This is a genomic window from Pseudomonas sp. PF05, from assembly GCF_056521845.1.
The window spans coordinates 25810-50994 of record NZ_JBWLPW010000013.1; the positions used below are offsets into that span (position 1 = coordinate 25810).

The 25185-nt window shown below is 62.0% G+C and carries 19 protein-coding genes; 11 read left to right on the forward strand and 8 right to left on the reverse strand.

Features of this window, described 5'->3' with window-relative positions:
* Window positions 1–267: 267 nt before the first annotated feature.
* Window positions 268–1644: an L-serine ammonia-lyase gene (locus tag AC09SL_RS20700; protein WP_058545455.1), complete on the forward strand. Its 1377-nt coding sequence runs from the start codon at window positions 268–270 to the stop codon at window positions 1642–1644.
* A gap of 699 nt (window positions 1645–2343) precedes the next feature.
* Window positions 2344–3447, forward strand: coding sequence for a choline metabolism transcriptional regulator GbdR (gene gbdR / locus AC09SL_RS20705; protein WP_058545454.1), 1104 nt, complete (start codon window positions 2344–2346; stop codon window positions 3445–3447).
* An 83-nt stretch (window positions 3448–3530) separates the two neighbouring features.
* Here the strand turns inward: gbdR and AC09SL_RS20710 are convergent, their stop codons facing one another.
* The 6 genes from AC09SL_RS20710 to AC09SL_RS20735 all read right to left on the reverse strand — a co-directional run bounded on the left by AC09SL_RS20710 (window position 3531) and on the right by AC09SL_RS20735 (window position 9000).
* The gene (locus tag AC09SL_RS20710; RefSeq protein ID WP_058545453.1) at window positions 3531–3794 is read right to left on the reverse strand and encodes a hypothetical protein; all 264 of its coding nucleotides are present in this window, start codon (window positions 3792–3794) and stop codon (window positions 3531–3533) included.
* Between the two features lie 382 nt (window positions 3795–4176).
* A complete protein-coding gene (locus AC09SL_RS20715; protein ID WP_058545452.1) occupies window positions 4177–5340 on the reverse strand; it encodes a gamma-butyrobetaine dioxygenase in 1164 nt (387 codons plus the stop codon).
* Window positions 5341–5360: 20 nt separating this feature from the next.
* Window positions 5361–5837 (reverse strand): thioesterase family protein, encoded by a 477-nt coding sequence (locus AC09SL_RS20720; protein WP_058545451.1) that lies wholly within the window; start codon window positions 5835–5837, stop codon window positions 5361–5363.
* Window positions 5838–5968: 131 nt separating this feature from the next.
* Entirely contained in the window at window positions 5969–6934 is a 966-nt protein-coding gene (locus AC09SL_RS20725; RefSeq protein ID WP_058545461.1) for an L-carnitine dehydrogenase, read from the reverse strand.
* Between the two features lie 162 nt (window positions 6935–7096).
* Window positions 7097–7984 (reverse strand): 3-dehydrocarnitine:acetyl-CoA trimethylamine transferase CdhC, encoded by an 888-nt coding sequence (gene cdhC / locus AC09SL_RS20730; RefSeq protein ID WP_014340599.1) that lies wholly within the window; start codon window positions 7982–7984, stop codon window positions 7097–7099.
* Between the two features lie 71 nt (window positions 7985–8055).
* The gene (locus AC09SL_RS20735) at window positions 8056–9000 is read right to left on the reverse strand and encodes a choline ABC transporter substrate-binding protein (protein WP_058545299.1); all 945 of its coding nucleotides are present in this window, start codon (window positions 8998–9000) and stop codon (window positions 8056–8058) included.
* Between the two features lie 186 nt (window positions 9001–9186).
* Between AC09SL_RS20735 and AC09SL_RS20740 the strand changes: the two genes are divergently transcribed.
* Together AC09SL_RS20740 and AC09SL_RS20745 are read left to right on the forward strand one after the other, a co-directional pair.
* Window positions 9187–10146 (forward strand): GlxA family transcriptional regulator, encoded by a 960-nt coding sequence (locus AC09SL_RS20740; protein WP_058545298.1) that lies wholly within the window; start codon window positions 9187–9189, stop codon window positions 10144–10146.
* 68 nt (window positions 10147–10214) lie between these two features.
* Complete coding sequence (locus AC09SL_RS20745; RefSeq protein ID WP_058545297.1) at window positions 10215–11390, forward strand: ATP-binding protein; 1176 nt, start codon at window positions 10215–10217, stop codon at window positions 11388–11390.
* Window positions 11391–11591: 201 nt separating this feature from the next.
* Here AC09SL_RS20745 and AC09SL_RS20750 read toward each other — a convergent pair whose 3' ends face one another.
* The gene (locus tag AC09SL_RS20750; RefSeq protein WP_058545296.1) at window positions 11592–12008 is read right to left on the reverse strand and encodes a DUF3010 family protein; all 417 of its coding nucleotides are present in this window, start codon (window positions 12006–12008) and stop codon (window positions 11592–11594) included.
* Window positions 12009–12065: 57 nt separating this feature from the next.
* The gene (locus AC09SL_RS20755) at window positions 12066–12467 is read right to left on the reverse strand and encodes a lysozyme inhibitor LprI family protein (RefSeq protein ID WP_058545295.1); all 402 of its coding nucleotides are present in this window, start codon (window positions 12465–12467) and stop codon (window positions 12066–12068) included.
* Between the two features lie 235 nt (window positions 12468–12702).
* Between AC09SL_RS20755 and AC09SL_RS20760 the strand changes: the two genes are divergently transcribed.
* From AC09SL_RS20760 to AC09SL_RS20790, 7 genes are all read left to right on the forward strand, one after another.
* On the forward strand, window positions 12703–13680 hold the full coding sequence (locus AC09SL_RS20760; protein ID WP_030139307.1) for a dipeptidase: 978 nt from the start codon (window positions 12703–12705) through the stop codon (window positions 13678–13680).
* Between the two features lie 79 nt (window positions 13681–13759).
* The gene (locus AC09SL_RS20765; protein WP_030139308.1) at window positions 13760–14290 is read left to right on the forward strand and encodes a DUF5943 domain-containing protein; all 531 of its coding nucleotides are present in this window, start codon (window positions 13760–13762) and stop codon (window positions 14288–14290) included.
* Between the two features lie 15 nt (window positions 14291–14305).
* A complete protein-coding gene (gene dgcA, locus AC09SL_RS20770) occupies window positions 14306–16366 on the forward strand; it encodes a dimethylglycine demethylation protein DgcA (protein WP_058545294.1) in 2061 nt (686 codons plus the stop codon).
* Between the two features lie 208 nt (window positions 16367–16574).
* A complete protein-coding gene (dgcB, locus tag AC09SL_RS20775) occupies window positions 16575–18527 on the forward strand; it encodes a dimethylglycine demethylation protein DgcB (RefSeq protein ID WP_058545293.1) in 1953 nt (650 codons plus the stop codon).
* Window positions 18524–19744, forward strand: a complete 1221-nt coding sequence (etfA, locus tag AC09SL_RS20780) for an electron transfer flavoprotein subunit alpha (protein WP_058545292.1) — start codon at window positions 18524–18526, stop codon at window positions 19742–19744. The genes dgcB and etfA overlap by 4 nt, the downstream gene beginning before the upstream one ends.
* Window positions 19745–19757: 13 nt before the next feature.
* Entirely contained in the window at window positions 19758–20528 is a 771-nt protein-coding gene (etfB, locus tag AC09SL_RS20785) for an electron transfer flavoprotein subunit beta (RefSeq protein ID WP_064106877.1), read from the forward strand.
* 1127 nt (window positions 20529–21655) lie between these two features.
* Window positions 21656–25108 carry a GMC oxidoreductase gene (locus AC09SL_RS20790; protein WP_058543657.1) on the forward strand — a complete coding sequence of 1151 codons (3453 nt, stop codon included), beginning with the start codon at window positions 21656–21658 and terminating at the stop codon, window positions 25106–25108.
* The last annotated feature ends 77 nt before the right edge of the window (window positions 25109–25185 follow it).

Here is a 25185-nt window from a genome sequence, read left to right on the forward strand (position 1 = left end):
GTCGTATCCAGTACAGGGAGGGTCGCATCCAGTGTCGGTGACGTCGTTTACAGATTTTTTCCGCCCCTGGCGGGCCTCTGATACGCAGAAAAACGGCGTAAAACCGAGGCCAGGACGGGGCGGCGTTGGTGGGCATGATTGCGTCGGTGTCAGACGTCGGACCCCAAGGCAAAAACCGGATGATGCGGCCATCCCGGCGTTGAGCGTAGCAGCTCCGTCACCGGACGCTCCTGCGCCCGGATGTGCCTGTTCTGGAGGTTTTCGGCAATGGCAATCAGCGTTTTCGACCTGTTCAAAATCGGTATCGGCCCATCCAGCTCACACACCGTGGGCCCGATGCGGGCCGCTGCGTTGTTCGTGCAAGGTTTGCGTGAGCGAGGACTTTTGGAACAAGTAACGCGGGTGGAAGTTCAGCTCTACGGTTCGCTTTCGGCCACTGGCATCGGCCATGGCAGCGATAACGCGGTGATCATGGGCTTGATGGGCGAGTGGCCGGACGCGATCGATCCGTCGCAGATTGGTGCGCGCATCGAGCGACTGCGCCAGACCCAGACCCTGCTGCTGGACGGTCGCCTGCCGGTGCCTTTCGTCTGGTCCCGGGACATGCGCCTGATCGACGAGAACCTGCCGTTTCATCCCAACGCCATGACGCTGGTGGCTGAGGCCGCCAACGGCGAGCTGCACCGCGACACCTATTACTCGGTCGGCGGTGGTTTCGTCGTCGATCAGGCCCAGGCTACCAGCGGTGTGGTGGACCTGGACCGCACTGAACTGCCTTACGATTTTTCCAGCGCCCAAGAGCTGCTCGAGTTATGCCGCAGCCATAACCTGCGGGTGGCCGAGTTGATGATGGCCAACGAAAAGGTCTGGCGTTCGGAAGACGAGATCCGCAGCGGCCTGATGAAGCTCTGGCGGGCCATGCAGGACTGCGTCGAGCAGGGCCTCAAGCACGAAGGCATCTTGCCGGGTGGTTTGAATGTGCGTCGGCGTGCGGCCAAGTTGCATCGCAGCTTGCAAGAGCTGAACAAGCCCAATGTCATCGGCTCGACCCTCAGTGCCATGGAGTGGGTCAACCTGTTCGCGCTGGCGGTCAACGAGGAGAACGCTGCCGGTGGGCGCATGGTCACGGCGCCGACCAATGGCGCGGCGGGGATCATTCCGGCGGTGTTGCATTACTTCATGAAATTCAGCGAAGCGGTCACCGACGCCAACGTCGTGGATTATTTCCTAGGTGCGGCGGCCGTCGGGATCCTGTGCAAAAAGAACGCATCGATCTCCGGCGCCGAAGTCGGTTGCCAGGGCGAGGTGGGGTCGGCTTGCGCCATGGCGGCGGCCGGCCTGGCGGAGATCCTCGGGGCAACGCCTGCGCAACTGTGCAACGCGGCGGAAATCGGCCTGGAGCACAACCTTGGCCTGACGTGCGATCCAGTGGGCGGCCTGGTGCAGGTGCCGTGCATCGAGCGCAATGCGATCGCCGCGGTCAAGGCCATCAACGCCGCCCAAATGGCCCTGCGCGGTGACGGCCAGCATTTCATCTCCCTGGACCGGGTGATCCGCACCATGCGTGATACCGGCGCCGACATGCATGACAAATACAAAGAGACCTCGCGCGGCGGCTTGGCGGTCAGTGCGGTGGAGTGCTGATCCAACGTTCATGCCGAACCTTGTGGCCAGGTAAGGGAGCTGTGTCGGAGCTGTGTTGGAACTGTGTTGGAACTGTGTTGGAACTGTGTTGGAACTGTGTTGGAACTGTGGAGGAGCTGTGTAGGAGCTGTCGAGTGCAACGAGGCTGCGATCTTTCCCCAGACACTTGAGTCCCAAGCGAAAGATCAAAAGATCAAAAGATCAAAAGATCGCAGGCTTCGCCAGCTCCTACAGGGTCGAGCGGGAGCAAGCTCCTTCCATGCAGATGAATGTAAAAACCGCTCACAAAATGAACACCAATCTGCAAACGCGCCACCTTTTAGCGCGTCGCAAACAGACAAGAGCCCTGTTGTCGAGCCAACCGTTGAACCGTGCTCGACCGTCCGTCATTCGCACCTGTGGTGATACCTGTTGCGCAAGCCCCGCAGCCCAGTTCCCACAAGTGCTACCGAACTGCTCACAGCCCTCTGTGACCAGCGCCAACCGCCATTGATAGCGCTCATGATCCGTACTTGATACACGCCTTATATAGACAGGTCTCGATGTCGTTTTCAGGATTTATTGAACACGCATTCAATTTAGGCATGGCAATTGCTCTATCGCTGTAAAGCCCATCTCCTTCGTGAGAACGAGGGCAATAACCAATAAAAAGAGCCTCCGCCTGAGGCCATCACCCGCTTTGTGTGAGGAGATACCGCGATGACGCCGTCCAACTCCGGGGCCGGGCCCCAGAACCGTACGCCTCAATCCATCGGCTTTTTGCTGCTGGACAATTTCACGCTGATTTCCCTGGCGTCCGCGGTAGAACCGCTACGCATGGCCAACCAATTGTCCGGTCGCGAGCTGTATCGCTGGACCACCCTCACGGTCGATGGTGGCCAGGTCTGGGCCAGCGACGGTTTGCAGATCACCCCCGACGCCTCCATGCACAAGGCGCCGGCCATGGACACCGTCATCGTCTGTGGCGGCATCGGCATCCAGCGCACCGTGACACGCGAACACGTGTCATGGCTGCAGAGCCAGGCCCGCCAATCCCGTCGCCTCGGCGCAGTTTGTACCGGCAGTTGGGCCCTGGCCTGCGCCGGCCTGCTGGACGGCTTCGATTGCAGCGTGCACTGGGAATGCCTGGCGGCGATGCAGGAAGCTTTCCCACGGGTGTCGATGAGCACCCGCTTGTTCAGCCTTGACCGTAACCGCTTCACCAGCTCTGGTGGCACCGCGCCGCTGGACATGATGCTGCACCTGATCAGCCGCGATCACGGTCGTGAGCTGTCGGCAGCGATCTCGGAAATGTTTGTCTACGAGCGTATCCGCAACGAGCAGGATCACCAGCGTGTGCCGCTCAAGCACATGCTCGGCACCAATCAGCCGAAGTTGCAGGAAATCGTCGCGTTGATGGAGGCCAACCTCGAAGAGCCGATCGACCTGGACGAACTGGCGGTGTATGTCGCCGTGTCCCGGCGCCAGCTGGAGCGGTTGTTCCAGAAGTACCTGCACTGCTCGCCATCGCGCTATTACCTCAAGCTGCGGCTGATCCGTGCGCGGCAACTGCTCAAGCAGACGCCGATGTCGATCATCGAAGTGGCCTCGGTGTGCGGCTTCGTCTCCACCCCGCACTTCTCCAAGTGCTACCGCGAGTACTTCGGCATTCCGCCGCGCGACGAGCGCGTCGGTTCCAACACCACGCAACAGGTGGCGATGATGCCGTTGCCGCAGGCCCTGGTGCTGTCGCCATTGTCCGGCCCGCTGTCGGCTCTGAGCCAGGCGCGTAATGAGTCGACGTTTGCCAGTGTGAGGCTCTGAGACCGCAGCGCCTTCATCGCGACCAGGCTCGCTCCCACAGGTTTTGTGAACGACACAGATCCTGTGGGAGCAATTGGGTTCTGTCAGGCGCTATGGTTTTGCTGGTAATCCGTCAGAGCCGGCAACAGCTGCTTATCGATCGCCTGGCGCACGGCCGGCAGGATGGTGGCGCTGCTGGTGTACATCTCCTTGACCATCCGCCGCAATTCATTGGCTCGGACCGTGTCCAGCCCACGTACGGCGCACTCGCACGCCTGCTCGGCGGTGGAGTTACTGGGTATGTTCACCCCCAGGGCCTTGAGATGGCCCAGCAGGTCTTCCTGGTCGATCAAATTGGCGTACATCATGACGCTTTTCCTTGTTCAGGGATTGGGGTCGTGTCTCGATTCTGGTAGCCACCCGAAGCGGCGGCAAGGGCAAATGGTCGCGATGTCATGAATGACTATGGAGGCGTCGTTTTCGGCTAACTTGTGCGGATCTGGACTGTGCACACTGGCCCCAAGCTGAATCACGATGGTTTGGTCACCCTCGCGCGACAGCTCCTCCAGTAACGCAACCTGCCCCGATCCTGTCACGGCTTGATCGGGGATTTTTTTGCCTGTGAATCAGGGGGGCGATGGGCGGCAGGACAGACCGCTATCGCGAGCAAGCTCGCTCCCACATTAGATTTTGTGAACGGCACAGAACCCCTGTGGAAGCGGGCTTGCTCGCGATGAACGATGACGCGGTCTAGCGTTGCAACACCAGGATCCGCGACAACAATTCATCCCGATCCACATAGCACCCCTGGAAATGTCGCGCCCCGGAAGCCGGGTCGAAGGCATTGCGGGCGTGAAGGGTGCGACGGTTGTCGAAGCACCAGAGCTGGCCGGGTTCGAGACGCTGTACCAGGCGAAATTGCGGCTCGCGGGTCAGGCCGATGAAGCGGCGGTAGGCGCGGTAAAGCTTGGGCATCTGCTCGACCGAGGTGTCGAACGGCCCACGCAGGAAGTTCGCCATGCGGATCTCCGAAACCTGCCCGACGGCGTCCAGCGCAATGATGGGTGCCAGGCAGCGGTAGTCGCTGCGACGGTCCTTGTTGCGAAATTCCACCGGAATCCGGCACAGCGCGTCGAAGGCCTCGGGGTCTTCCTCGCGCAGCGCTTGGGCAATGGCAAAACCGTCGACAAAAATGCTCTCGCCACCGTCGGCGTCATTCACCAGACAATGCAAAAACTGCAGCCCCGGCTGCAATTCCCGGGTCGGCAAATCACTGTGCAATGGCAGGTTGAAGGCGGTATAGGCGTTGCTGTCGGCATCGGCCTTGGACTGCACGTTGAACAGCAGGCCGAAGTTGCTCTCGCGAATGAAGGAAATGCGCTGGGCAATCCGTCTCAGCGAGCCGGGTTCGGTGGGTAAGCCGCGCACCTGGGTCAGGCCGATGTCGCGCACTGCCAGCAACCATTGCAACAACGCATCGGCATCGTCCATCAGTGCCGGGTAATCGAACACGGGCAGTTGCAGGTCGTGTCGCCACAGTTGGCGCCGGGGCTTGTTCGCCAGGCGCTCGGCGCGGGACTGATCATCGTAGGCGTGGGCGCGCAACCAGCCCGGGTCGAAACGGCTCTGGTGACCGTCCTGCCAGTCCACGCACAGACAGCCTTCGTCGTCGAGGCGGGTCGCGCCGGGGGCGATGTCTTCAGGGACGTCGACGATCTCCAGCACCTGCTCGCGGGTGACGCTGTAGACGCATTGTGGGCAAGGGCAGTTGTCCCGCAACCACTGGTGATGAAAGGGGCTGACCCGACCGTCCGCCCACGTCACTTGCACCCGATCGGCCAACGGCGTGGCGGCGGTCAATGGGAAGATCAGGGGGTAACGGCGGAAGTCGGCAAAAGCGGCGGCGGTGTTCATGGCGATCTCCAGTGCAAGGCTTATCGGGCGGGAGGCAGGGCGATGACCCGACCGATGTACGCTGGGGGCGGCAGGTCGGATTGCTGGTCGAGCAGGGTTTTGAGCCGGTCCAGGGTCGGTTCCGCGAAGGGTGCTGAGCGTGGGCCGGCCAGGTCGACGTGCAGCAGCATCTGTTCATTGCCGGCCAGTTCTTTATCACCGCCGACCAGATGCAGGCTGTGATAGAGGTGCAGGCGTTTGGCGTCGTGGCCGATGATGTGCGTGTGCACCTCGACTTGGGCGTCGAGCTTCACTTCGTGCAGGTAGTTCAGGTGCAATTCGAGGGTGAACAACGAGTGGCCGCTGGCTTCGCGGTTCTGGCTGTCCAGGCCGAGTCGGTCCATCAGCGCGTCGGTGGCGTAGCTGAAGATCAGCAGGTAGAAGGCATCGCGCAGGTGGCCGTTGTAATCGACCCATTCGGGGAGGATGCGGGTTTGGTAGGTGGTGAGGGTGGGCATGGGGTGGGTTCCGATGGTTGTGGTGATTGAGCCGGCGCTATCGCGAGCAAGCTCGCTCCCACAGGTCTTGTGAACGACACAGAGCCAATGTGGAGCGAGCTTGCTCGCGATGGGGCCAGACCTGCAGCCGGTTATTCGCTGAAGGCCATCCCATGCTTTTCTTTGGTGGCCTTCACCGCCTCCAGCACCGCCAGCAGGCAGTCATCACGATAGCGCTCCAGGGCCGAGATGCTGTGGCTGCCCAATTGCGCGCTCGTGCCGTCCACCACATCGTCGATCAGCTTCTCGGTCAGCTCTGGCGCCGGCAGGTAGGTCCACGGCAGTTGCAGCGCCGGGCCGAACTGGGCCATGAAGTGGCGCATCCCGGCATCGCCGCCGGCCAAGGTGTAGGTCAGGAACGTGCCCATGAATGACCAGCGCAAGCCGGCGCCAAAGCGGATCGCATCGTCGATTTCGCCGGTGGTGGCGACGCCGTCGTTGACCAGGTGCAGGGCCTCGCGCCAGAGCGCTTCGAGCAAACGGTCGGCGATGAAACCGGGCACTTCCTTGCGCACGTGCAGTGGCCGCATGCCGAGGGATTCATACACCTGCATCGCCGCCTGTACGGCTTCGGGCGCGGTGTGCTTGCCGCCGACCACTTCCACCAGCGGCAACAGGTAGACCGGGTTGAACGGGTGCCCGACCACGCAGCGTTCCGGGTGGGTGGAACCCTCATAGAACTCGCTTGGCAGCAACCCCGAAGTGCTGGAGCCGATCAGCGCGTTTGGCTTGGCGGCGGCGCTGATCTGAGCGTGCAGCTCGAGTTTCAATTCCAGTCGCTCGGGGGCGCTTTCCTGGATGAAGTCGGCGTCGCGCACGCATTCTTCGATGGTGGCGACAAAGCGCAGCCGATCTTGCGAAGCGCCGGGCGCCAGGCCTTGTTTCTCCAGGGCGCCCCAGGCATTGGCGACGCGCTTGCGCAACGCCGCTTCGGCGCCCGGCGCCGGGTCCCAGGCGACGACGTCCAGGCCATGGGCCAGGGCCCGGCTGACCCAGCCGCTGCCGATCACACCGCTGCCCAGGGCGGCGAAGGTCTTGATGTCGGTGATAAAGCTCATGGTGATTTCCTGAAAAAATAGTTCGGTGATCTCCTGTGGGAGCAAGGCTTGCCCGCGATGGCGGCAGTAGATTCAACGGGGATGTCGACTGACATACCGTTATCGCGGGCAAGCCTTGCTCCCACAGGTTGAGCCCCCCAATAGGGGAAGGTGGATGTCGGCTCAGCCGCGCTGGGTCAGGCCCATCTTCTTGCGCCCCTCAGCCGGCGTGAGCACGCGCGCGCCGAGGCGGCTGAGGATTTCGCCGGCGCGCTCCACCAGTTGGCCGTTGGTGGCGAGTACGCCTTTATCCAGCCAGAGGTTGTCTTCCAGGCCGACGCGCACGTTGCCCCCCAACAGGACCGCCTGGGCGGCCATCGGCATTTGCATGCGGCCGATGCCGAAACCTGCCCACACCGCGTCGGCGGGCAGGTTGTCGACCATGGCTTTCATGGTGGTGGTGTCGGCCGGCGCGCCCCACGGGATGCCCAGGCAGAGTTGGAACAGCGGGTTGTCCAGCAGGCCTTCCTTGATCAGTTGCTTGGCGAACCACAGGTGACCGGTGTCGAAGATTTCCAGCTCGGCCTTGACCCCCAGTTCGGTGATGCGCTTGGCCCCGGCCCGCAGTTGCGCCGGGGTGGAGACGTAAATGGTGTCGCCGTCGCCGAAGTTCAGGGTGCCGCAATCCAGGGTGCAGATTTCCGGCAGCAGCTCCTCGACGTGGGCCAGGCGCGTCAGCGGACCCACCAGGTCGGTGTTGGGGCCGAACTCCATTGGCCGTTCGCCCGCACCAATCTCCAGGTCGCCGCCCATGCCGGCGGTAAGGTTGACGATGATGTCCACGTCCGCTTCACGGATGCGCTCCATCACTTCGCGGTACAGCGCCACGTCGCGGCTGAACTTGCCGGTCTGCGGGTCGCGGACGTGGCAGTGAACCACCGTGGCGCCGGCCTTGGCGGCCTCGACGGCAGCGGCGGCGATCTGTTTCGGAGTGACCGGCACGTGAGGGCTCTTGGCGGTCGTGTCGCCAGCACCGGTGAGTGCGCAGGTGATGATGACGTCGTGGTTCATGGTGCGGATTCCTTCAGGCGTGGTGAGTCACCGCGCAGCCCGTTGGTGCTGCGCAGGTGGAGAACGTTTGGTCAGTTACTGGTGAGTTTCAGGTTGTCGGCCGCCGGCTTGCCGTCGAAGGTGGTCACGCCTTCGAGCCAACGCTGCTTGTCTTGCGGATGATCCTTGAGCCATTGCCGGGCCGATTCGAGCGGGTCCTTGTGATCGAGCAACGGCTGCATCATCCGGCTCTCGTCTTCGGCGGTGAAGGTCAGGTTGCTCAGCAAGCGGCCGACGTTCGGGCATTGCTGGGCGTAGTCCGGCGCGGTGACTGTCCAGACGGTAGCCATGCCTTCGTTCGGGCCGAGGGCGTCGTCACTGCCGGTGAGGTAGGTCATTTGCACGTTGACGTTCATCGGGTGCGGCGCCCAGCCGAAGAACACCACGGCTTCCTTGCGCCGCACGGCGCGGTCCACGGCGGCGAGCATGCCGGCTTCGCTGGACTCCACCAGTTGGAATTTGCCCAGGCCGAACTGGTTCTTGGCGATCATCGCCTTGATCTGGGTATTGGCGCCGGAGCCGGGTTCGATGCCGTAGATCTTGCCGCCCAATTCTTTTTCGAATTTGGCGATGTCGGCAAAGGTCTTCAGGCCCTTGTCGGCCAGGTAGGTCGGTACGGCCAGGGTGGCGCGGGCGTCCTTGAGGCTGGGCTGCTCCAGCACCTTGACCTGCTTGGCTTCGACGAACGGGGTGATGGTCTGGGTCATCAACGGGTTCCAGTAGCCCAGGAACAGGTCCAGGCGCTGGTCGCGGATGCCGGCGAAGATGATTTGCTGGGAGGCGCTGGTTTGCTTGGTCTTGTAGCCGAGGCCGTCGAGCATCACTTGGGTCAGGGCGCTGGTGGCGATGACGTCGGTCCAGTTGACCACGCCCAGGCGCACGTTCTGGCACGCGGCGGGCTCGGCGGCCATGGCGGCGCCATTGAGGAAAGTGGTACCGCAAAGTGCAAGAGCGCAAGAGCTGATCAGTCGTTTCATGTCGGGTTCCTCGGCAGCTTATTGTTATGGGTTCCGGCATCTGCGCACCGGTGATGCCAAGTTACGCAGCCCGGCGCCTGGCAAAACGCACAGCGGCGACGTGCTCTTGCACTGCAGCGACTCTTGAACGGCCGTTGCAACTGGCGTATCAAGGTCCGCACGCTACCCGCCAACCGAGTGCGCTCCATGTCCCAGGATTTCTACTTCTTGCTGATGCCGGGTTTTTCGGCTATCGGCTTCATTTCGGCCATCGAGCCGTTGCGGGTTGCCAATCGTTTTCGCGGCGAGCTGTACCGCTGGCATGTGTTGAGCGCTGATGGCGGGGCGGTGCTGGCGAGCAATGGCATGTCGGTCAACGCCGATGCCGCACTGGAGCCTTTGAAGAAAGGCGCGACCCTCTGGGTGGTGGCCGGGTTCGAACCGCTGAAATTCGCCACCCCGGCACTGGAGCGCTGGCTGCATCGGCTGGACAACGAAGGCGTGACCTTGGGCGGGATCGACACCGGCTCCGTGGTGTTGGCCCAGGCGGGACTATTGGAAGGGCACCGCGTGACCCTGCACTGGGAAGCGATCGAGGCGTTCAAGGAGTCTTATCCACAGCTCAGCGTGACCCAGGAACTGTTCGAAATCGATCGTCGTCGCATCACCTGCGCGGGCGGCACCGCCTCCATCGACCTGATGCTGGACCTGATCGGCCAGGCCCACGGCTCGGAACTGGCGATCCAGGTCAGCGAGCAGTTCGTGCTCGGCCGCATCCGCCCGCGCAAAGATCACCAACGCATGGAAATCGCCAACCGCTATGGCATTCGCAACAAGAAGCTGGTGCACGTCATCGGCGAGATGGAAACCCACAGCGAACCGCCCCTGAGCACCTTGGCGCTGGCCGAGGCGATCAACGTCACCCGTCGCCAGCTCGAACGCCTGTTCCGCCTGCACCTGAACGACACCCCGAGCAACTTCTACCTGCGCCTGCGCCTGGAAAAGGCCCAGCAACTGTTGCGCCAGACCGACATGAGCGTGCTGGAAGTGAGCATTGCCTGTGGTTTCGAATCACCGTCGTATTTCACTCGCAGCTATCGGGCCCGGTTCGAGCGCTGCCCGCGGGAGGATCGGCGACGGCAGGGGGATGGGCGAGAACTGGTTTGACAGGCTTTTATACTTAATTATACTCGCGACTATAAATTATACCTGCCGCCATAATTGAGTATAAAACCATGTCCAAGCATCCCGGTTTTGTCTTCCGGCGCCCCGATCTGGCCCGCAATATTGTCGATGGGCTGGCTGGCGCCGGGATCCAGGATTACACCTCAGGCCTGTTCCTGGCCGCGCCAAGGCGTACCGGAAAAAGTACGTTCCTGCGCGAAGACTTGATTCCCGAATGCGAGACGCGAGGTTGGCTCGCGGTCTACGTCGACCTTTGGGCAAACAAGGAGAAGGACCCTGCCGACCTGATCGCCTCGGCCATCGCCGGGGCACTGGTGCCTTATGAAAAGGGCATCCGCAAGCTCGCCAAATCCATGGGCATCGACAAACTCAGCTTCTTGCGCACGTTGTCCTGGGATTTCAGCCAGCCGCAACTGCCCGAAGGGGCGACGCTGACCCAGGCGCTGGAGCTGTTGCACCGTGCCGCGGATAAAACCGTGGTGCTGGTGATCGACGAAGCCCAGCATGCCTTGACCACCGAGGCCGGGGTCAACGCGATGTTCGGCCTCAAGGCTGCCCGTGACCAGCTCAACCAGGGACGTGAGGGGGATACCAGCGGACTGCGGCTGGTGTTCACCGGCTCCAATCGCGACAAGCTCGCCCACTTGGTACTGAGCCGCAACCAACCGTTCTACGGGTCCAGCATCACGCCGTTTCCGTTGTTGGGCAAAGCCTTCACCCAAGCCTATACCGCTCATTTGAACGCGCACCTGGCCCAGACCAACCAGTTCAATGCCGATGATCTCGACCAGGCTTTTGAGCTGGTGGGGCGCCGTCCCGAGATGTTGCGCAGCGTCATCGGCGAAATTGCTCTGGAGCTGGGGGAGGCAAGCCATTTGGGTGAATTGCTGCGCAGCAGCGCCGAAATGCTGCGCGCCGGCGTTTGGACCGAGTTCGAGAGCGCCTGGAACGCCCTGACGGTGCCACAACGCGCGGTGCTGCAGGTCATGGCCGAACGCTCGCAGAACAGCGAACCCTTCGCGCCCTTCACCGATTCAACGCTGGAGGCGGTGGGCAAGGCGCTGAGGACCATGGGAAGCGAAGTCGTACCCGGTACCCAGACCATCCAAGCCTGCATTGATGCGCTGCGTGAAAAGGAATTGGTGTGGAAGTCCAACCGGGGTGGTTATGCGCTGGAGGACAAGGCGTTTGCGGAGTGGTTGAAGGGGTATCGCCAGCAACATTGAATTTGAAATACATCCTGTGGCGAGGGAGCTTGCTCCCGCTGGGTGCTGTAGGAGCTGTCGAGTGCAACGAGGCTGCGATCTTTCTCCAGACACTTGAGTCTCAAGCGAAAAATCAAAAAGATCGCAGGCTTCGCCAGCTCCTACAGCGCCGAGCGGGAGCAAGCTCCCTCGCCACAGGTACGGTGTCCGGTTGGAAAAGCTCTATTTCTTCACCAACGCCGAACACGCCGCCTTATAAGCCTCATGCTGATACTTGTTCAGCGTCGCCGGCAGGACGAAGTCATGTTTCTTGCTCTGCGCATTGATGGTCTGCGGCGACAGCAGCGTCACCTCGCAACTTTCCAGCAACTGGAAGACCCCTTCGATCTTGAACGTCGTCGGCCCGCCGGCGAACTCGCCTTTCTTGCTGCGCTTCTTGATGGCGATGCGTTCGATACCATTATCAGTCACGAACGCTCGCACCTGCGCGGCGAACGCCTTGACGTTGGCGGCTTCGTCATCGTCGTCCAGGGCGATTTTCTTGGTGTTCAGAGGGACGTGGCTCAACGCCTGTTGATCCAGCGAGGCAACGGCGATGATCGCTTCGCTGCCTTTGATTTCGATGCCGCACGTTTTCATGTGAATCCCTTTACCAATGATGCAAGCAGCTTACCGCGCTAAACGGTTTCTGAAGCATCACTCCTGCCCAATCGACTCCAAAAACTCCGACCGATCGTCGCTCACCTGGGCCATGCAATCGTTTTCGGCGATTTTGTAGGCTTCGCTGCTGGGTTTGGCCGGGAAAGCGGCGATGGCGCAGTCGGCGTCGCGCTGTTTTTGCCACAGTTGTTGGGCGGACTTGACCTTGGCGGTGATGTCGTTGAGCTGGGCCTTGTCGCTGGCGTAGCGGGTTTGCAGGCGCTCAAAGAGGCTTTGCAGGTTTTCGGCGAGTAGTTGTTCGGCGGCGGCTTTGCCGTAGGCCGAGCAGGCCAGGGTCTGGACGTCGTTTTCAACTTCATCGCAGGGGTTTGGTTCGGTGTCTTCGGTTGCGTGTGCGACGGTGCTGATCAGTGCCAAAGCCAGGAAGATTGATTTCATTGTGTTGCCGCTCGAGTCCAGTGAAAACCAGTGATGCGGCGGATTCTGGGGCAAGCGTCGGCTAAAGAACAGACGGGCAGGCTGGGCCTGGCATACCCCTTTGTCGTGGATTGACGCTTTCGGCAATTCCCCTGTCGTTTTTGCACCCGGTCGCCACGGCCCTCAGGCATATGCTGGCCCCAAAGCGCCGGCACACGATTCGGCGCATGAATCGCTGACAAAAGGGGACTGCCTGATGAGCCCAGCCGAACTGCACGCCGACAGCATCGTTATCGACGGGCTGATCATTGCCAAGTGGAACCGCGACCTGTTCGAAGACATGCGCAAGGGCGGCCTGACCGCAGCCAACTGCACCGTGTCGGTGTGGGAAGGTTTCCAGGCCACCATCAACAACATCGTGGCCAGCCAGAAACTGATCCGCGAGAACAGCGACCTGGTGATCCCGGTGAAAACCACCGCCGACATCCGTCGCGCCAAGGAACAGGGCAAGACCGGCATCATCTTCGGCTTCCAGAACGCCCATGCCTTCGAGGACCAGCTCGGCTACGTCGAGATCTTCAAGCAACTGGGCGTCGGTGTGGTGCAGATGTGCTACAACACCCAGAACCTGGTGGGCACCGGCTGCTACGAGCGTGATGGCGGCCTGTCGGGCTTCGGTCGCGAAATCGTCGCCGAGATGAACCGCGTCGGCATCATGTGCGACCTGTCCCACGTCGGCTCCAAGACCTCCGAAGAGGTCATCCTCGAATCGAAGAAGCCAGTGTGCTATTCCCACTGCCTGCCGTCCGGCCTGAAAGAACACCCGCGCAACAAGTCCGATGAAGAACTGAAGTTCATTGCCGACCACGGAGGTTTCGTTGGCGTGACCATGTTCGCGCCATTCCTGGCCAAGGGCATCGATTCGACCATCGACGACTACGCCGAAGCCATCGAATACACCATGAACATCGTCGGTGAAGACGCCATCGGCATCGGCACCGACTTCACCCAGGGCCACGGCCAGGACTTCTTCGAAATGCTGACCCATGACAAGGGCTACGCCCGTCGTCTGACCAGCTTCGGCAAGATCATCAACCCCCTGGGCATCCGAACTGTGGGCGAGTTCCCGAACCTCACCGAAACGCTGCTCAAGCGCGGCCATCCCGAGCGGGTGGTGCGCAAGATCATGGGTGAAAACTGGGTCAACGTCTTGAAAGACGTCTGGGGCGAATAAACGCCGCCGCACCGCCAATCCTCTACCTGCGGCCCTCTGCGCCGCAGGCAATACCACGAATTTCCGGAGTCAAGTTTTCATGGCCAAGATCGCCCCCCAACTGCCTATCGAAGTCGACAGCGAAACCGGTGTCTGGACCTCCGACGCCCTGCCGATGCTCTACGTGCCGCGTCACTTTTTCGTCAACAACCACATGGGCATCGAAGAAGTGCTGGGCGCCGACGCCTACGCCGAGATTCTCTACAAGGCCGGCTACAAATCCGCCTGGCACTGGTGTGAAAAAGAAGCCGAATGCCATGGCCTGGAAGGCGTCGCGGTGTTCGAGCACTACATGAAGCGCCTGTCGCAGCGTGGTTGGGGCCTGTTCAAGATCCAGGACATCGACTTGGACAAAGGCACCGCCAGCGTCAAGCTCGAACACTCGGCGTTCGTCTATGTGTACGGCAAGGTCGGGCGCAAGGTCGACTACATGTTCACCGGCTGGTTCGCCGGCGCCATGGACCAGATCCTGGCCGCGCGCGGCAGTTCGATCCGCACCGTGGCCGAGCAGGTCTACGGCGGTTCCGAAGAAGGCCACGACGACGGCCTGTTCATCGTCAAGCCGTTGTAAGTCGAGGATTGCGCCATGGCTTTTGAAGCAATGTTCCAGCCGATCCAGATCGGCAAGCTGACCATCCGCAACCGTGTGCTCAGCACCGCCCACGCCGAGGTCTACGCCACCGACGGCGGCATGACCACCGACCGGTACGTGAAGTATTACGAAGAGAAGGCCAAGGGCGGCATCGGCCTGGCGATCTGCGGTGGCTCGTCGGTGGTCGCCATCGACAGCCCGCAGGAGTGGTGGAGTTCGGTGAACCTGTCCACCGACCGCATCATCCCGCACTTCCAGAACCTGGCCGACGCCATGCACAAGCATGGCGCCAAGATCATGATCCAGATTACCCACATGGGCCGGCGCTCGCGTTGGGACGGTTTCAACTGGCCGACCCTGATGTCGCCGTCCGGTGTGCGTGAGCCGGTGCACCGCGCCACCTGCAAGACCATCGAGCCGGAAGAGATCTGGCGGGTGATCGGCAACTACGCCCAGGCCGCACGACGTGCCAAGGCCGGTGGCCTGGACGGCGTCGAGCTGTCCGCCGTGCACCAGCACATGATCGACCAGTTCTGGAGCCCGCGGGTCAACAAGCGGACCGACGAATGGGGCGGCACCTTCGAAGGCCGCATGAAGTTCGGCCTGGAAGTGTTGAAAGCCGTGCGTGCCGAGGTCGGTGACGACTTCTGCGTGGGCATGCGCATCTGCGGTGACGAATTCCACCCGGACGGCTTGTCCCATGAGGACATGAAGCAGATCGCCAAGTATTACGACGACACCGGCATGCTGGATTTCATCGGCGTGGTGGGCTCGGGTTGCGACACCCACAACACCCTGGCCAACGTCATCCCGAACATGAGTTATCCACCGGAGCCGTTCCTGCACCTGGCCGCCGGTATCAAGGAAGTGGTCAAGGTTCCGGTTCTGCACGCGCAGAACATCAAGGACCCGAACCAGGCCACGCGGATCCTGGAGGGCGGTTACGTCGACATGGTCGGCATGACCCGCGCCCACATCGCCGACCCGCACCTGATCGCCAAGATCAAGATGGGCCAGATCGACCAGATCAAGCAGTGCGTCGGCGCCAACTACTGCATCGACCGCCAGTACCAAGGCCTGGACGTGCTGTGCATCCAGAACGCCGCGACGTCCCGTGAATACATGGGCGTGCCGCACATCATCGAGAAGTCCACCGGGCCCAAGCGCAAAGTCGTTGTGGTCGGTGCCGGCCCAGCGGGGATGGAAGCGGCGCGCGTGGCCGCCGAACGTGGCCACGATGTGACCTTGTTCGAGAAGAAGGAATTCATCGGCGGGCAGATCACCACCGCCTCGAAAGCCCCGCAACGGGACCAGATCGCCGGCATCACCCGCTGGTTCCAACTGGAACTGGCACGGTTGAAAGTCGACCTGCGCCTGGGCGTGGCGGCTGACGCGGCGACCATCATGGACCTGCGTCCGGATGTGGTGGTGCTGGCCGTCGGCGGCCATCCGTTCCTGGAGCAGAACGAACACTGGGGCGCTGCCGAAGGGCTGGTGGTCAGCAGCTGGGACGTGCTCGACGGCAAGGTTGCGCCGGGCAAGAACGTGCTGGTCTACGACACCATTTGCGAATTCACCGGTATGTCGGTGGCCGACTTCCTCGCCGACAAAGGCAGCCAGGTCGAGATCGTCACCGACGACATCAAGCCGGGCGTGGCGATTGGCGGGACGTCGTTCCCTACCTACTACCGCAGCATGTACCCCAAGGAAGTGATCATGACCGGGGACATGATGCTGGAGAAGGTCTACCGCGAAGGCGACAAGCTGGTGGCGGTGCTGGAGAACGAATACACCGGTGCCAAGGAAGAACGCGTGGTGGACCAGGTGGTGGTGGAAAACGGCGTGCGGCCGGACGAGGAAATCTACTACGCGCTCAAGGAAGGTTCGCGCAACAAGGGCCAGATCGACGTTGAAGCCCTGTTCGCGATCAAGCCCCAGCCGTGCCTTGCGCAGAGTGGCGACGGCTACCTGCTGTTCCGCATCGGCGACTGCGTGGCCCAGCGTAATACCCACGCGGCCATCTACGACGCCCTGCGGTTGTGCAAGGATTTCTAACGGCTTAACACCATCACCTGTGGCGAGGGAGCTTGCTCCCGCTGGGCTGCGAAGCGGCCCCAAATTATCAGTCGAGGAGCGTCAGGTTTACACCTGGGGCTGTTTTGGGAGCGCTTCGCGCTCCAGCGGGAGCAAGCTCCCTCGCCACAAGTAGGTGCGTCGCTCTCACTGGCGCGCACATGACCCTGAGGTCTTTGGGAGCTTCACCATGTTGAACACCCTTCTTCCAATCCTGCTGTTCGCTGCCTTGGGCCTCGCGGTCCTTGGCGCCTTGCGGCGGGTGAACATGTGGCGCCGCGGACGACCGGCCAAGGTCGACCTGATCGGCGGTCTCTTCGCCATGCCCAAGCGCTACATGGTGGATTTGCACCATGTGGTGGCGCGGGACAAATACATTGCCAATACCCACGTCGCCACGGCCGGTGGTGCGGTGGCGTCGGTGGTGCTGGCGATCCTGGTCCACGGGTTTGGCCTGCATAATCGCTTCCTCGGCTATGCGTTGCTGTTGATGTCGGCCGTGATGTTCGTCGGTGCGATCTTCGTCTACCTGCGCCGGCGCAATCCGCCGGCCCGTTTGTCCAAGGGCCCGTGGATGCGCCTGCCGAAAAGCCTGCTGGCCTTCTCGGCGTCGTTCTTCCTGGTGACCCTGCCGGTGGCGGGTATCCTCCCGGAAAACTTCGGCGGTTGGCTGGTGGCGGCGATCCTCGGTGTCGGCGTGCTGTGGGGTGTGTCGGAACTATTTTTCGGCATGACCTGGGGCGGGCCGATGAAACACGCCTTCGCCGGTGCCCTGCACCTGGCCTGGCACCGCCGAGCCGAGCGCTTTGGTGGCGGTCGCTCCACCGGCCTGAAGCCGCTGGACCTGAATGACCCGAGCGCGCCGCTGGGTGTGGAAAAACCCAAGGACTTCACCTGGAACCAACTGCTGGGCTTCGATGCCTGCGTGCAGTGCGGCAAGTGTGAGGCTGCCTGCCCGGCGTTCGCTGCCGGTCAGCCGCTGAACCCGAAAAAACTCATCCAGGACATGGTCGTCGGCCTGGCCGGCGGCACCGATGCGAAATTCGCCGGTAGCCCCTACCCAGGCAAACCTGTGGGCGAGCACAGCGGCAACCTACATCAGCCGATCGTCAACGGTCTGGTGGATGCCGAGACGCTGTGGTCCTGCACCACCTGCCGGGCGTGCGTCGAGGAATGCCCGATGATGATCGAGCACGTCGACGCCATCGTCGACATGCGTCGGCACCTGACCCTGGAAAAAGGCGCCACGCCGAACAAGGGCGCCGAAGTGCTGGAAAACCTCATCGCCACCGACAACCCTGGCGGCTTCGCTCCGGGCGGACGGATGAACTGGGCGGCGGACCTGAACCTCAATCTGCTCAGCGAGAAGAAATCCACCGACGTGCTGTTTTGGGTCGGCGACGGTGCCTTCGACATGCGCAACCAGCGCACCTTGCGCGCCTTCGTCAAAGTGCTCAAGGCGGCGAAAATCGACTTTGCCGTGCTCGGTCTCGAAGAACGCGACAGTGGCGACGTGGCCCGGCGCCTGGGTGATGAGGCGACGTTCCAGCTATTGGCCAAGCGCAACATCCAGACCCTGGCCAAATACAACTTCAACCGCATCGTCACCTGCGACCCCCACAGCTTCCACGTGCTGAAAAACGAATACGGCGCCTTCGATGGCAACTACCTGGTGCAGCACCACAGCACCTATATGGCGGAAATCATCGACGCCGGGGCGCTGAACCTCGGCCAGCACAAGGGCGACAGCGTGACTTATCACGACCCGTGCTACCTGGGCCGCTACAACGGCGAATACGAGGCGCCGCGCCAGGTGCTGCGCGCGCTGGGCATCGAGGTCAAGGAGATGCAGCGTTCCGGTTTCCGTTCGCGTTGCTGCGGCGGTGGCGGCGGTGCGCCAATCACGGACATCCCCGGCAAGCAGCGAATCCCTGACATGCGCATGGAAGACATCCGCGAAACCGGCGCCGAACTGGTGGCCGTGGGTTGTCCACAGTGCACCGCGATGCTGGAAGGCGTGGTCGAACCGCGGCCGATGATCAAGGACATTGCCGAACTGGTGGCCGACGCGCTGCTGGAAGACGCGGCGCCAAGCAAGCCAGTGGCCCCGTCCAAACGTGAACTCGCGCAGGTGCATTCATGAGCACAATCATCCGCCGCGACCCTCGTGCCGAGTGGATCGCCCGCAACCGCCTGCACCCGCTGCACGCGGCGATGCAACCGGTGCAGCACAGCTGGATGGGGCCCAACGGCATCATCCGCAAGAATGTCCATGGTATCGGTTTCATCGGCCCCAACGGCATCAAGCGTATCGACCGCAGCGGCGCCCAGCAGGGCGGCGCAACCAAGCGTACCGCTGCCGCTGAAGTGCAACTGCCGCTGCATCAGGTGCCGCAACCGGCGTTCTTCATCAGTGTGGTGCCGGACATGGTCGGTGGCCGCCTCAGCAGCCACGACCGCGATCTGCTGGGCCTGGCCCATCAGCTTGCCGGCAGCGAAGGTGCGGTGTTGGCGGTGGTCTTCGGCGAGCATAAGGAAAACGCCTTCGCCACGGCCGGTGTCGACCGCTTGTTGGTATTGGAAGGTGAGGCATTCAGCGGTTATGCACCGGAGCAACGAGTGCAAGGCCTGCGGGCTGTGGATAACCAATTCAACCCACGCCATTGGCTGCTGCCCGACAGCCGCACCGGTGGCGGTGAACTGGGTCGGCGTTTTGCCGCAGCCCTGGGCGAACGCCCGGCTACGCGGGTCTGGCAGGTCAAGGGCGAAGAGTGCATCGGCCGCGCCGGTGCCGGCCTGCAAGACTTGGCCCGGCCATTGGCGCGCTTGATCCTGGCGGCGGCCGAATGCGCCGAACCGGTCAGTGAGACCCGTCACGAAGCCTTGCCGGTGGAGTTATCCACAAGCGTGGCCCGTAGCTTGTCGCGCATTGAAGACCTCGGTGCGGTGGCAGTGGACCCGGGCGCGATCCCGATGGCCGAGGCCGAATTCATTTTCTCCGGCGGCAACGGGGTCAAGGACTGGGATCTTTTCCACCAGACCGCTGCGGCCCTGGGTGCCACCGAAGGCGCTTCGCGGGTGGCGGTGGACGACGGTTTCATGGCCCGCGATCGCCAGGTCGGTGCGTCTGGCACCTGGGTCACGGCGCGGGTCTACGTGGCCGTGGGGATTTCCGGGGCGATCCAGCACCTGCAGGGCATCGGCGCCTGCGACAAGGTGGTGGCGATCAACCTCGACCCAGGTTGCGACATGATCAAACGGGCAGACCTGTCGGTGATCGGTGACAGCGCGGCGATTCTCCAGGCCTTGATCGCGGCGGTAGAGGCTTACCGCAACGAAGCCAAGCGCGATGCGGCTTAAGAAGGATAAGTTGATGAGTACCCAAGTGATCAGCCTCGTGTCCATCGGCGCCCACCCCACTTCCGGTCGGCCCCGGCGCGCCGAACAGGACGCCCGGGCCGTTGAACTGGGCCTGCAGCTGGCCGGCAGCGACCTGCAAGTGCTGCACGCCGGCGACGTGGCCGAACCGGCCCTGCGCGCCTACCTGGGCATGGGCCTGGACGAACTGCATGTGCTGGAAAACCCCGTGGGTGCCGACGCCCTGCCGGCCCTGACCGATTACCTGCGTGACGCCGGTGCCCAAGTGGTGCTCACCGGCAGCCAGGCGGAAACCGGTGAAGGCTCGGGCATGTTGCCGTTCCTGTTGGCCGAGAATCTCGGTTGGCCGCTGGTGGTGGGGCTGGCCCAGGTCGAATCCATCGACGGCGGCGTGGCCCTGGTGTTGCAAGCCTTGCCTCGCGGTCAACGTCGCCGTCTCAAAGTGCGCCTGCCGTTCCTGGCCACTGTGGATAACGCCGCGCCAAAACCCCGGCAAAGCGCCTTCGGCCCGGCCCGGCGGGGGGCATTGCATGGCGAGGAAGTCGAGGTGATCGACGACACCTTGCTGGCGGTGGCAACCCTGCAACCGGCCAAGCCACGCCCCAAACGCTTGAAAGTGATCAAGGCCAAGAGCGGCGCCGACCGCATGAAAGCCGCCACGGCCAAGGCCAGCGGTGGAGGCGGGCAAGTGCTCAAGGACGTGAGCCCGGAGGCAGGGGCCGAGGCGATTCTCAAGCTGTTGGTGGAGGAAGGCGTGGTTCGCTGACCTCAAATACCCCTAACCCCCTTGTGGGAGCAACGCTTGCTCGCGATCCAGGCGGCTTGGACTTAAGAGACCGAGGCGTTTTCACCGCGAGCAAGCTTTGCTCCCACAGGGCTAGCTCCTACAGAAGATAGGCATGGTGGGTTACCCACAATCCCTGTGCGCGCCTCTGTGGATAACCTGTTCGCCCCTCGCTGCAACCTATGAAAACCAGGCCCTGCAGGCCTGCGATCAAAAAATAGCCAGCCTAACCCACGGTTTTTATTGGCTTTTGCCTGTGAGTAGTTATCCGTTCAAGCTGAAACTTGCCCCCAATCTCTGTTGGCGCTTCTGTGGATAAGATGTTCGCTCTACGCTGCAGGCCATACGGGACGTGGCGTTCAGTCAGTTGATTATAAAATGATCAATCAGTCCTTTTTGTCGGGAAAACGCCTGGAAAACCTCGATTTACAAGCCGTTCAATGGGTTTTCCACAGAATCGTCAAAATTACCCCCAAACACTGTTGGTGCTTCTGTGGATAAGGTGTTCGCTCACCGCCACACCCCTTGCCAGGCAAGGCTTACAGGCCTTTGATCAAAAAACAACCGATAGGCCGGTAAAACCATCATTGTTCATAAGTCACGGTTTTTATTCACTTTGCCGGTGGAAAAATGCCGGGCATACCCGCACTTGTCCCCATTAGCTGTGGGTGGTCGTGTGGATAACTTGTTCGCCGAACGCTGCAAGCCACGGCCTGCATAGTGCAAATCGCGATAGATCAAATTTCATACAGTTCTAAGTCACTGCCTTGACGAGGGTCTGTGGGCTGTCTTCACTCCATGGCACAAGGACATCGTCACTTTATCCATGTCAGGTTCAGGGAGAACGCATGATGGATAGCCAGCCCCCCCGCACCTATTTTTTTTTCCCTGTAACGTGCGTGCCGAAGCGTCCCACCGCGCTGCCCAAGCGCCCCCGTCGACGTGCCGTCAATCAGCGTGCGCGGCTATAGCGCCCTGATCAGTACCTGAGTTTGCTTCGTAACCGCTCACTGCCGTTCGCCCCTTGCGGGATAGCGGCCAGGCGTTCGTGCGCCTGTCGATTTGCAGGCAACCGCAGAGTTGCCCCTTCTGCCTGAGAGGACTTGAACATGACACGGATCTCGACCCCCATCAGTGACATCCAGGAACACTACGACGTGATTGTCATCGGTTCCGGCTACGGTGGCGGTATTGCTGCCTCGCGCCTGTCCAGGGCCGGACGCAAGGTGTGCCTGCTGGAGCGAGGCCGGGAAATCCAGCCCGGCGAATACCCCAATACCCTGCTCGCGGCCACCGAGGAACTGCAAGTTCACGACCCGGATGGCCACATCGGTTCGCGCACCGGGCTGTTCGACCTGCACGTCAACGCCCAGCAAAACGTGGTGGTCGGTTGTGGCCTGGGCGGCACGTCGCTGATCAATGCCAACGTTTCGCTGGAGCCGGAGCCGGGCGTGTTCGAGGACCCGCGCTGGCCCCAGGCGGTACGGGAACACCGCGACACGCTGCTCAAGGACGGCTACACCCGGGCCCGGGAGATGCTCAAGCCCAATTCGTATCCGGCGTCGGGGCCGAACCTGCCCAAGCTTGATGCCCACAAGAAGTCCGCCGACTACCTCAAGCAAAGCGCGCATTTCTACAAGCCGCCGATCAACGTGACCTTCGACAAACTGCCCAACAATCTTAATCACGTCGGCGTCGAACAGCTGCCGTGCAATGGCTGTGGCGATTGCGTCTCGGGCTGTAACAACAAGGCCAAGAACACCACGCTGATGAACTATCTGCCCGATGCCTGGAACCACGGCGCGGAAATTTTCTGCCAGGCCGAGGTGCGGCACCTGGAGCGCGACGGCGATGGCTGGATCGTGCACTTCCAATACCTGGACAGCGGTCGGGAGATGTTCTCGGCGCCGACCCTGTTCGTTCGCGCCGACATCGTGGTGGTGTCCGCCGGTACCCTGGGCTCCACTGAAATCATGTTGCGCTCGCGGGACAAGGGCCTGTCGATGTCCAGCCAGTTGGGCGAACACATGAGCGGCAACGGCGACATCCTGGGCTTCGGCCACAACTGCGACCAGACCATCAACGGCATCGGCTTCGGCGCCCATTCGGCCAAGGAACTGGAGCCGGTGGGGCCGTGCATCACCTCGATCATCGACATGCGCACCGAGGGCGACTGGCGCAGCCGCATGGTCATCGAAGAAGGTTCGATTCCCGGCGCCCTCGGCCGGGCCATGGTGCCGAGCATGGCGGCGTTTGCCGAAATGATCGGCGTGCCCACCGACACCGGTTTCGGCGCCAGCCTCAAGTACAAGGGACGGGAGGCCGAGAGCTTTTTGCGCGGCCCCTACTACGGCGCGCTGCATAACATGCAGACCTACCTGATCATGAGCCATGACAACGCCAAGGGCCGCATGCTGCTCGACAACAAGGATCAGTTGCGCATCGACTGGCCCGGCGTCGGCGAACAGGAGAACGTCACCCTCGGCAATGAACGGCTGCACCAGAGCACCAAGGCCCTGGGCGGGATCTGGGTCGAGAACCCGATCTGGACCAAGCTGCTCAAGCACAGCATCGTCTCGGTCCATCCCTTGGGCGGTTGCGTGATGGGCGAAGATGCGACCCAAGGCGTGGTCAACCACAAGGGCCAGGTGTTCAGTGGCACCAGCGGCACCGATGTCTATCCGGGCCTGTACGTGACCGACGGTGCGGTGATTCCCACGTCACTGGCGGTCAACCCGCTGCTGACCATCTCGGCGGTGAGCGAGCGCAACATGGGCCTGCTGGCGGCTGATCGAGGCTGGGTCATCGACTACACGCTGCCCTCGGCCCCGCGCAAACCGGTGGCGGCACCCACCCTCGGCGTGCAGTTCACCGAAACCATGAAGGGCTACTTTTCCACCGCCTTTATCCAGCCCCAAGGCACCGATCTGAGCCTGTACGAAGCGGCGGCCAAGCGTGGCAAGGCCGACAACTCGCCCATCGAATTCACCCTGACCATCACCGCCGCCGACCTCAACCGGCTGATCAAGGAACCGGAGCACGCCGCGACCCTGGTGGGCACCCTCGACGCACCGTCGCTCTCGCCGCAGCCGCTGGTCGCCAGCAATGGGGTGTTCAACCTGTTCGAGCAGTACCAGGAACAAGTTGGTGTGCGGCACATGAACTACGACATGAAGCTGACCGCCGAAGACGGCAGCGACTATTATTTCAGCGCCTTCAAGACCGTGCCCGAGGACAACGGCGTGCTGAACATCTGGCACGACACCAGCACGCTCTATGTCACGCTCTATCACGGGCCGGACAAGACCGGCGCGGTGATCGGCTCCGGGGTGATGCACATTCTGCCGGCCGACTTCGCCAAGCAAATGACCACCATGAATGTGCTTAACGCGCGCAATGAACGTGAGCGCGTGGAGGCGCTGGCGCGGTTCGGCAAGTTCTTTGCCGGCATCTTGTGGGAGAGCTACGGCGGTGTCTTCGCGGGCGACGTCTACTTCAATCCGGACGCGCCACCCCGGTTGAAACGGCCGCTGGATGCGCCGCCACCGGTGGTGCATTTCTTCCAGACCGAAGACAACGTCGAGCTGCGCCTGACGCGGTACCAGGCCGGCACCAAAGGCCCGGTGATGTTGGTCCATGGCCTGGGCGTGGGCTCGAATATTTTCTCCACCGACACCATCCACACCAACCTGCTGGAATACCTCTGCAAGCACGAATACGACGTCTGGCTGCTGGACCTGCGGGTGAGCATCCTGCTGCCGGCCAGCAAAAACGAATGGAACGGCGACCAAGTGGCCCAGTACGACTTCAAGGCCGCCATCGAGCAGATCCAGCAAGCGACCCTGGCCCGGGACGTGCAGTGCGTGGTGCATTGCTACGGTGCGACGACGTTCTTCATGTCGATGCTGGCAGGCTTGCAGGGCGTGCGCTCGGTGGTCTGCTCGCAGATCGCCGCCGACACGGTGGTCGCCACCGCCACTGGTCTGAAAGCCGGTCTGCACTTGCCGGGGATGCTCGATGCCATCGGCATCAAGTCCCTCACGGCCTACGCCGATACCAAGGAAAGCTGGTTCAACAAACTCTACGACAAGGCCCTCAATGGCTATGCCCGGATCGAGGCCCAGGGCTATTGCACCAACCCGGTCTGCCATCGCATCACGTTTATGTATGCCTCGCTGTACCGCCACGACACCCTCAACGAAACCCTGCACGACAACCTGCATGAGTTGTTCGGCGAATCGAACATCCAGACCTTCGAGCACCTGGCGCTGATCGTGCGCAAAGGGCACCTGGTGGACTTCAAGGGCAACGACGTCTACATGCCGCATTTCGATCGGCTGAAGTTGCCGATCTGCTTCATCAGCGGCGCCGACAACCAGTGCTACCTGCCGCAAAGCACCCTCAAGACCTACGAACGATTGTGCGAGATGCACGGCCCGCAGTTGTTCAGCCGCCACGAAATACCGGGGTACGGCCACATCGACTGCATGTTCGGCAAGGATGCGGTGGTGGATGTGTATCCGATCATCCTTGAGCACCTGGAGAAGACGGCGCTTGGCTAATCACTGCTCCCGCTCGGCTCTGTAGGAGCTGCCGAAGGCTGCGATCTTTTGATCTTTCGCTTGAGATTCGAGTGTCT

What these genes read in the sequence shown, in the direction of transcription:
- AC09SL_RS20700 (WP_058545455.1), top strand. Translation starts at nt 268, where the DNA reads ATGGCAATCAGCGTTTTCGACCTGTTCAAAATCGGTATCGGCCCATCC.
- gbdR (WP_058545454.1), top strand. Translation starts at nt 2,344, where the DNA reads ATGACGCCGTCCAACTCCGGGGCCGGGCCCCAGAACCGTACGCCTCAA.
- AC09SL_RS20710 (WP_058545453.1), bottom strand. Translation starts at nt 3,794, where the DNA reads ATGATGTACGCCAATTTGATCGACCAGGAAGACCTGCTGGGCCATCTC.
- AC09SL_RS20715 (WP_058545452.1), bottom strand. Translation starts at nt 5,340, where the DNA reads ATGAACACCGCCGCCGCTTTTGCCGACTTCCGCCGTTACCCCCTGATC.
- AC09SL_RS20720 (WP_058545451.1), bottom strand. Translation starts at nt 5,837, where the DNA reads ATGCCCACCCTCACCACCTACCAAACCCGCATCCTCCCCGAATGGGTC.
- AC09SL_RS20725 (WP_058545461.1), bottom strand. Translation starts at nt 6,934, where the DNA reads ATGAGCTTTATCACCGACATCAAGACCTTCGCCGCCCTGGGCAGCGGT.
- cdhC (WP_014340599.1), bottom strand. Translation starts at nt 7,984, where the DNA reads ATGAACCACGACGTCATCATCACCTGCGCACTCACCGGTGCTGGCGAC.
- AC09SL_RS20735 (WP_058545299.1), bottom strand. Translation starts at nt 9,000, where the DNA reads ATGAAACGACTGATCAGCTCTTGCGCTCTTGCACTTTGCGGTACCACT.
- AC09SL_RS20740 (WP_058545298.1), top strand. Translation starts at nt 9,187, where the DNA reads ATGTCCCAGGATTTCTACTTCTTGCTGATGCCGGGTTTTTCGGCTATC.
- AC09SL_RS20745 (WP_058545297.1), top strand. Translation starts at nt 10,215, where the DNA reads ATGTCCAAGCATCCCGGTTTTGTCTTCCGGCGCCCCGATCTGGCCCGC.
- AC09SL_RS20750 (WP_058545296.1), bottom strand. Translation starts at nt 12,008, where the DNA reads ATGAAAACGTGCGGCATCGAAATCAAAGGCAGCGAAGCGATCATCGCC.
- AC09SL_RS20755 (WP_058545295.1), bottom strand. Translation starts at nt 12,467, where the DNA reads ATGAAATCAATCTTCCTGGCTTTGGCACTGATCAGCACCGTCGCACAC.
- AC09SL_RS20760 (WP_030139307.1), top strand. Translation starts at nt 12,703, where the DNA reads ATGAGCCCAGCCGAACTGCACGCCGACAGCATCGTTATCGACGGGCTG.
- AC09SL_RS20765 (WP_030139308.1), top strand. Translation starts at nt 13,760, where the DNA reads ATGGCCAAGATCGCCCCCCAACTGCCTATCGAAGTCGACAGCGAAACC.
- dgcA (WP_058545294.1), top strand. Translation starts at nt 14,306, where the DNA reads ATGGCTTTTGAAGCAATGTTCCAGCCGATCCAGATCGGCAAGCTGACC.
- dgcB (WP_058545293.1), top strand. Translation starts at nt 16,575, where the DNA reads ATGTTGAACACCCTTCTTCCAATCCTGCTGTTCGCTGCCTTGGGCCTC.
- etfA (WP_058545292.1), top strand. Translation starts at nt 18,524, where the DNA reads ATGAGCACAATCATCCGCCGCGACCCTCGTGCCGAGTGGATCGCCCGC.
- etfB (WP_064106877.1), top strand. Translation starts at nt 19,758, where the DNA reads ATGAGTACCCAAGTGATCAGCCTCGTGTCCATCGGCGCCCACCCCACT.
- AC09SL_RS20790 (WP_058543657.1), top strand. Translation starts at nt 21,656, where the DNA reads ATGACACGGATCTCGACCCCCATCAGTGACATCCAGGAACACTACGAC.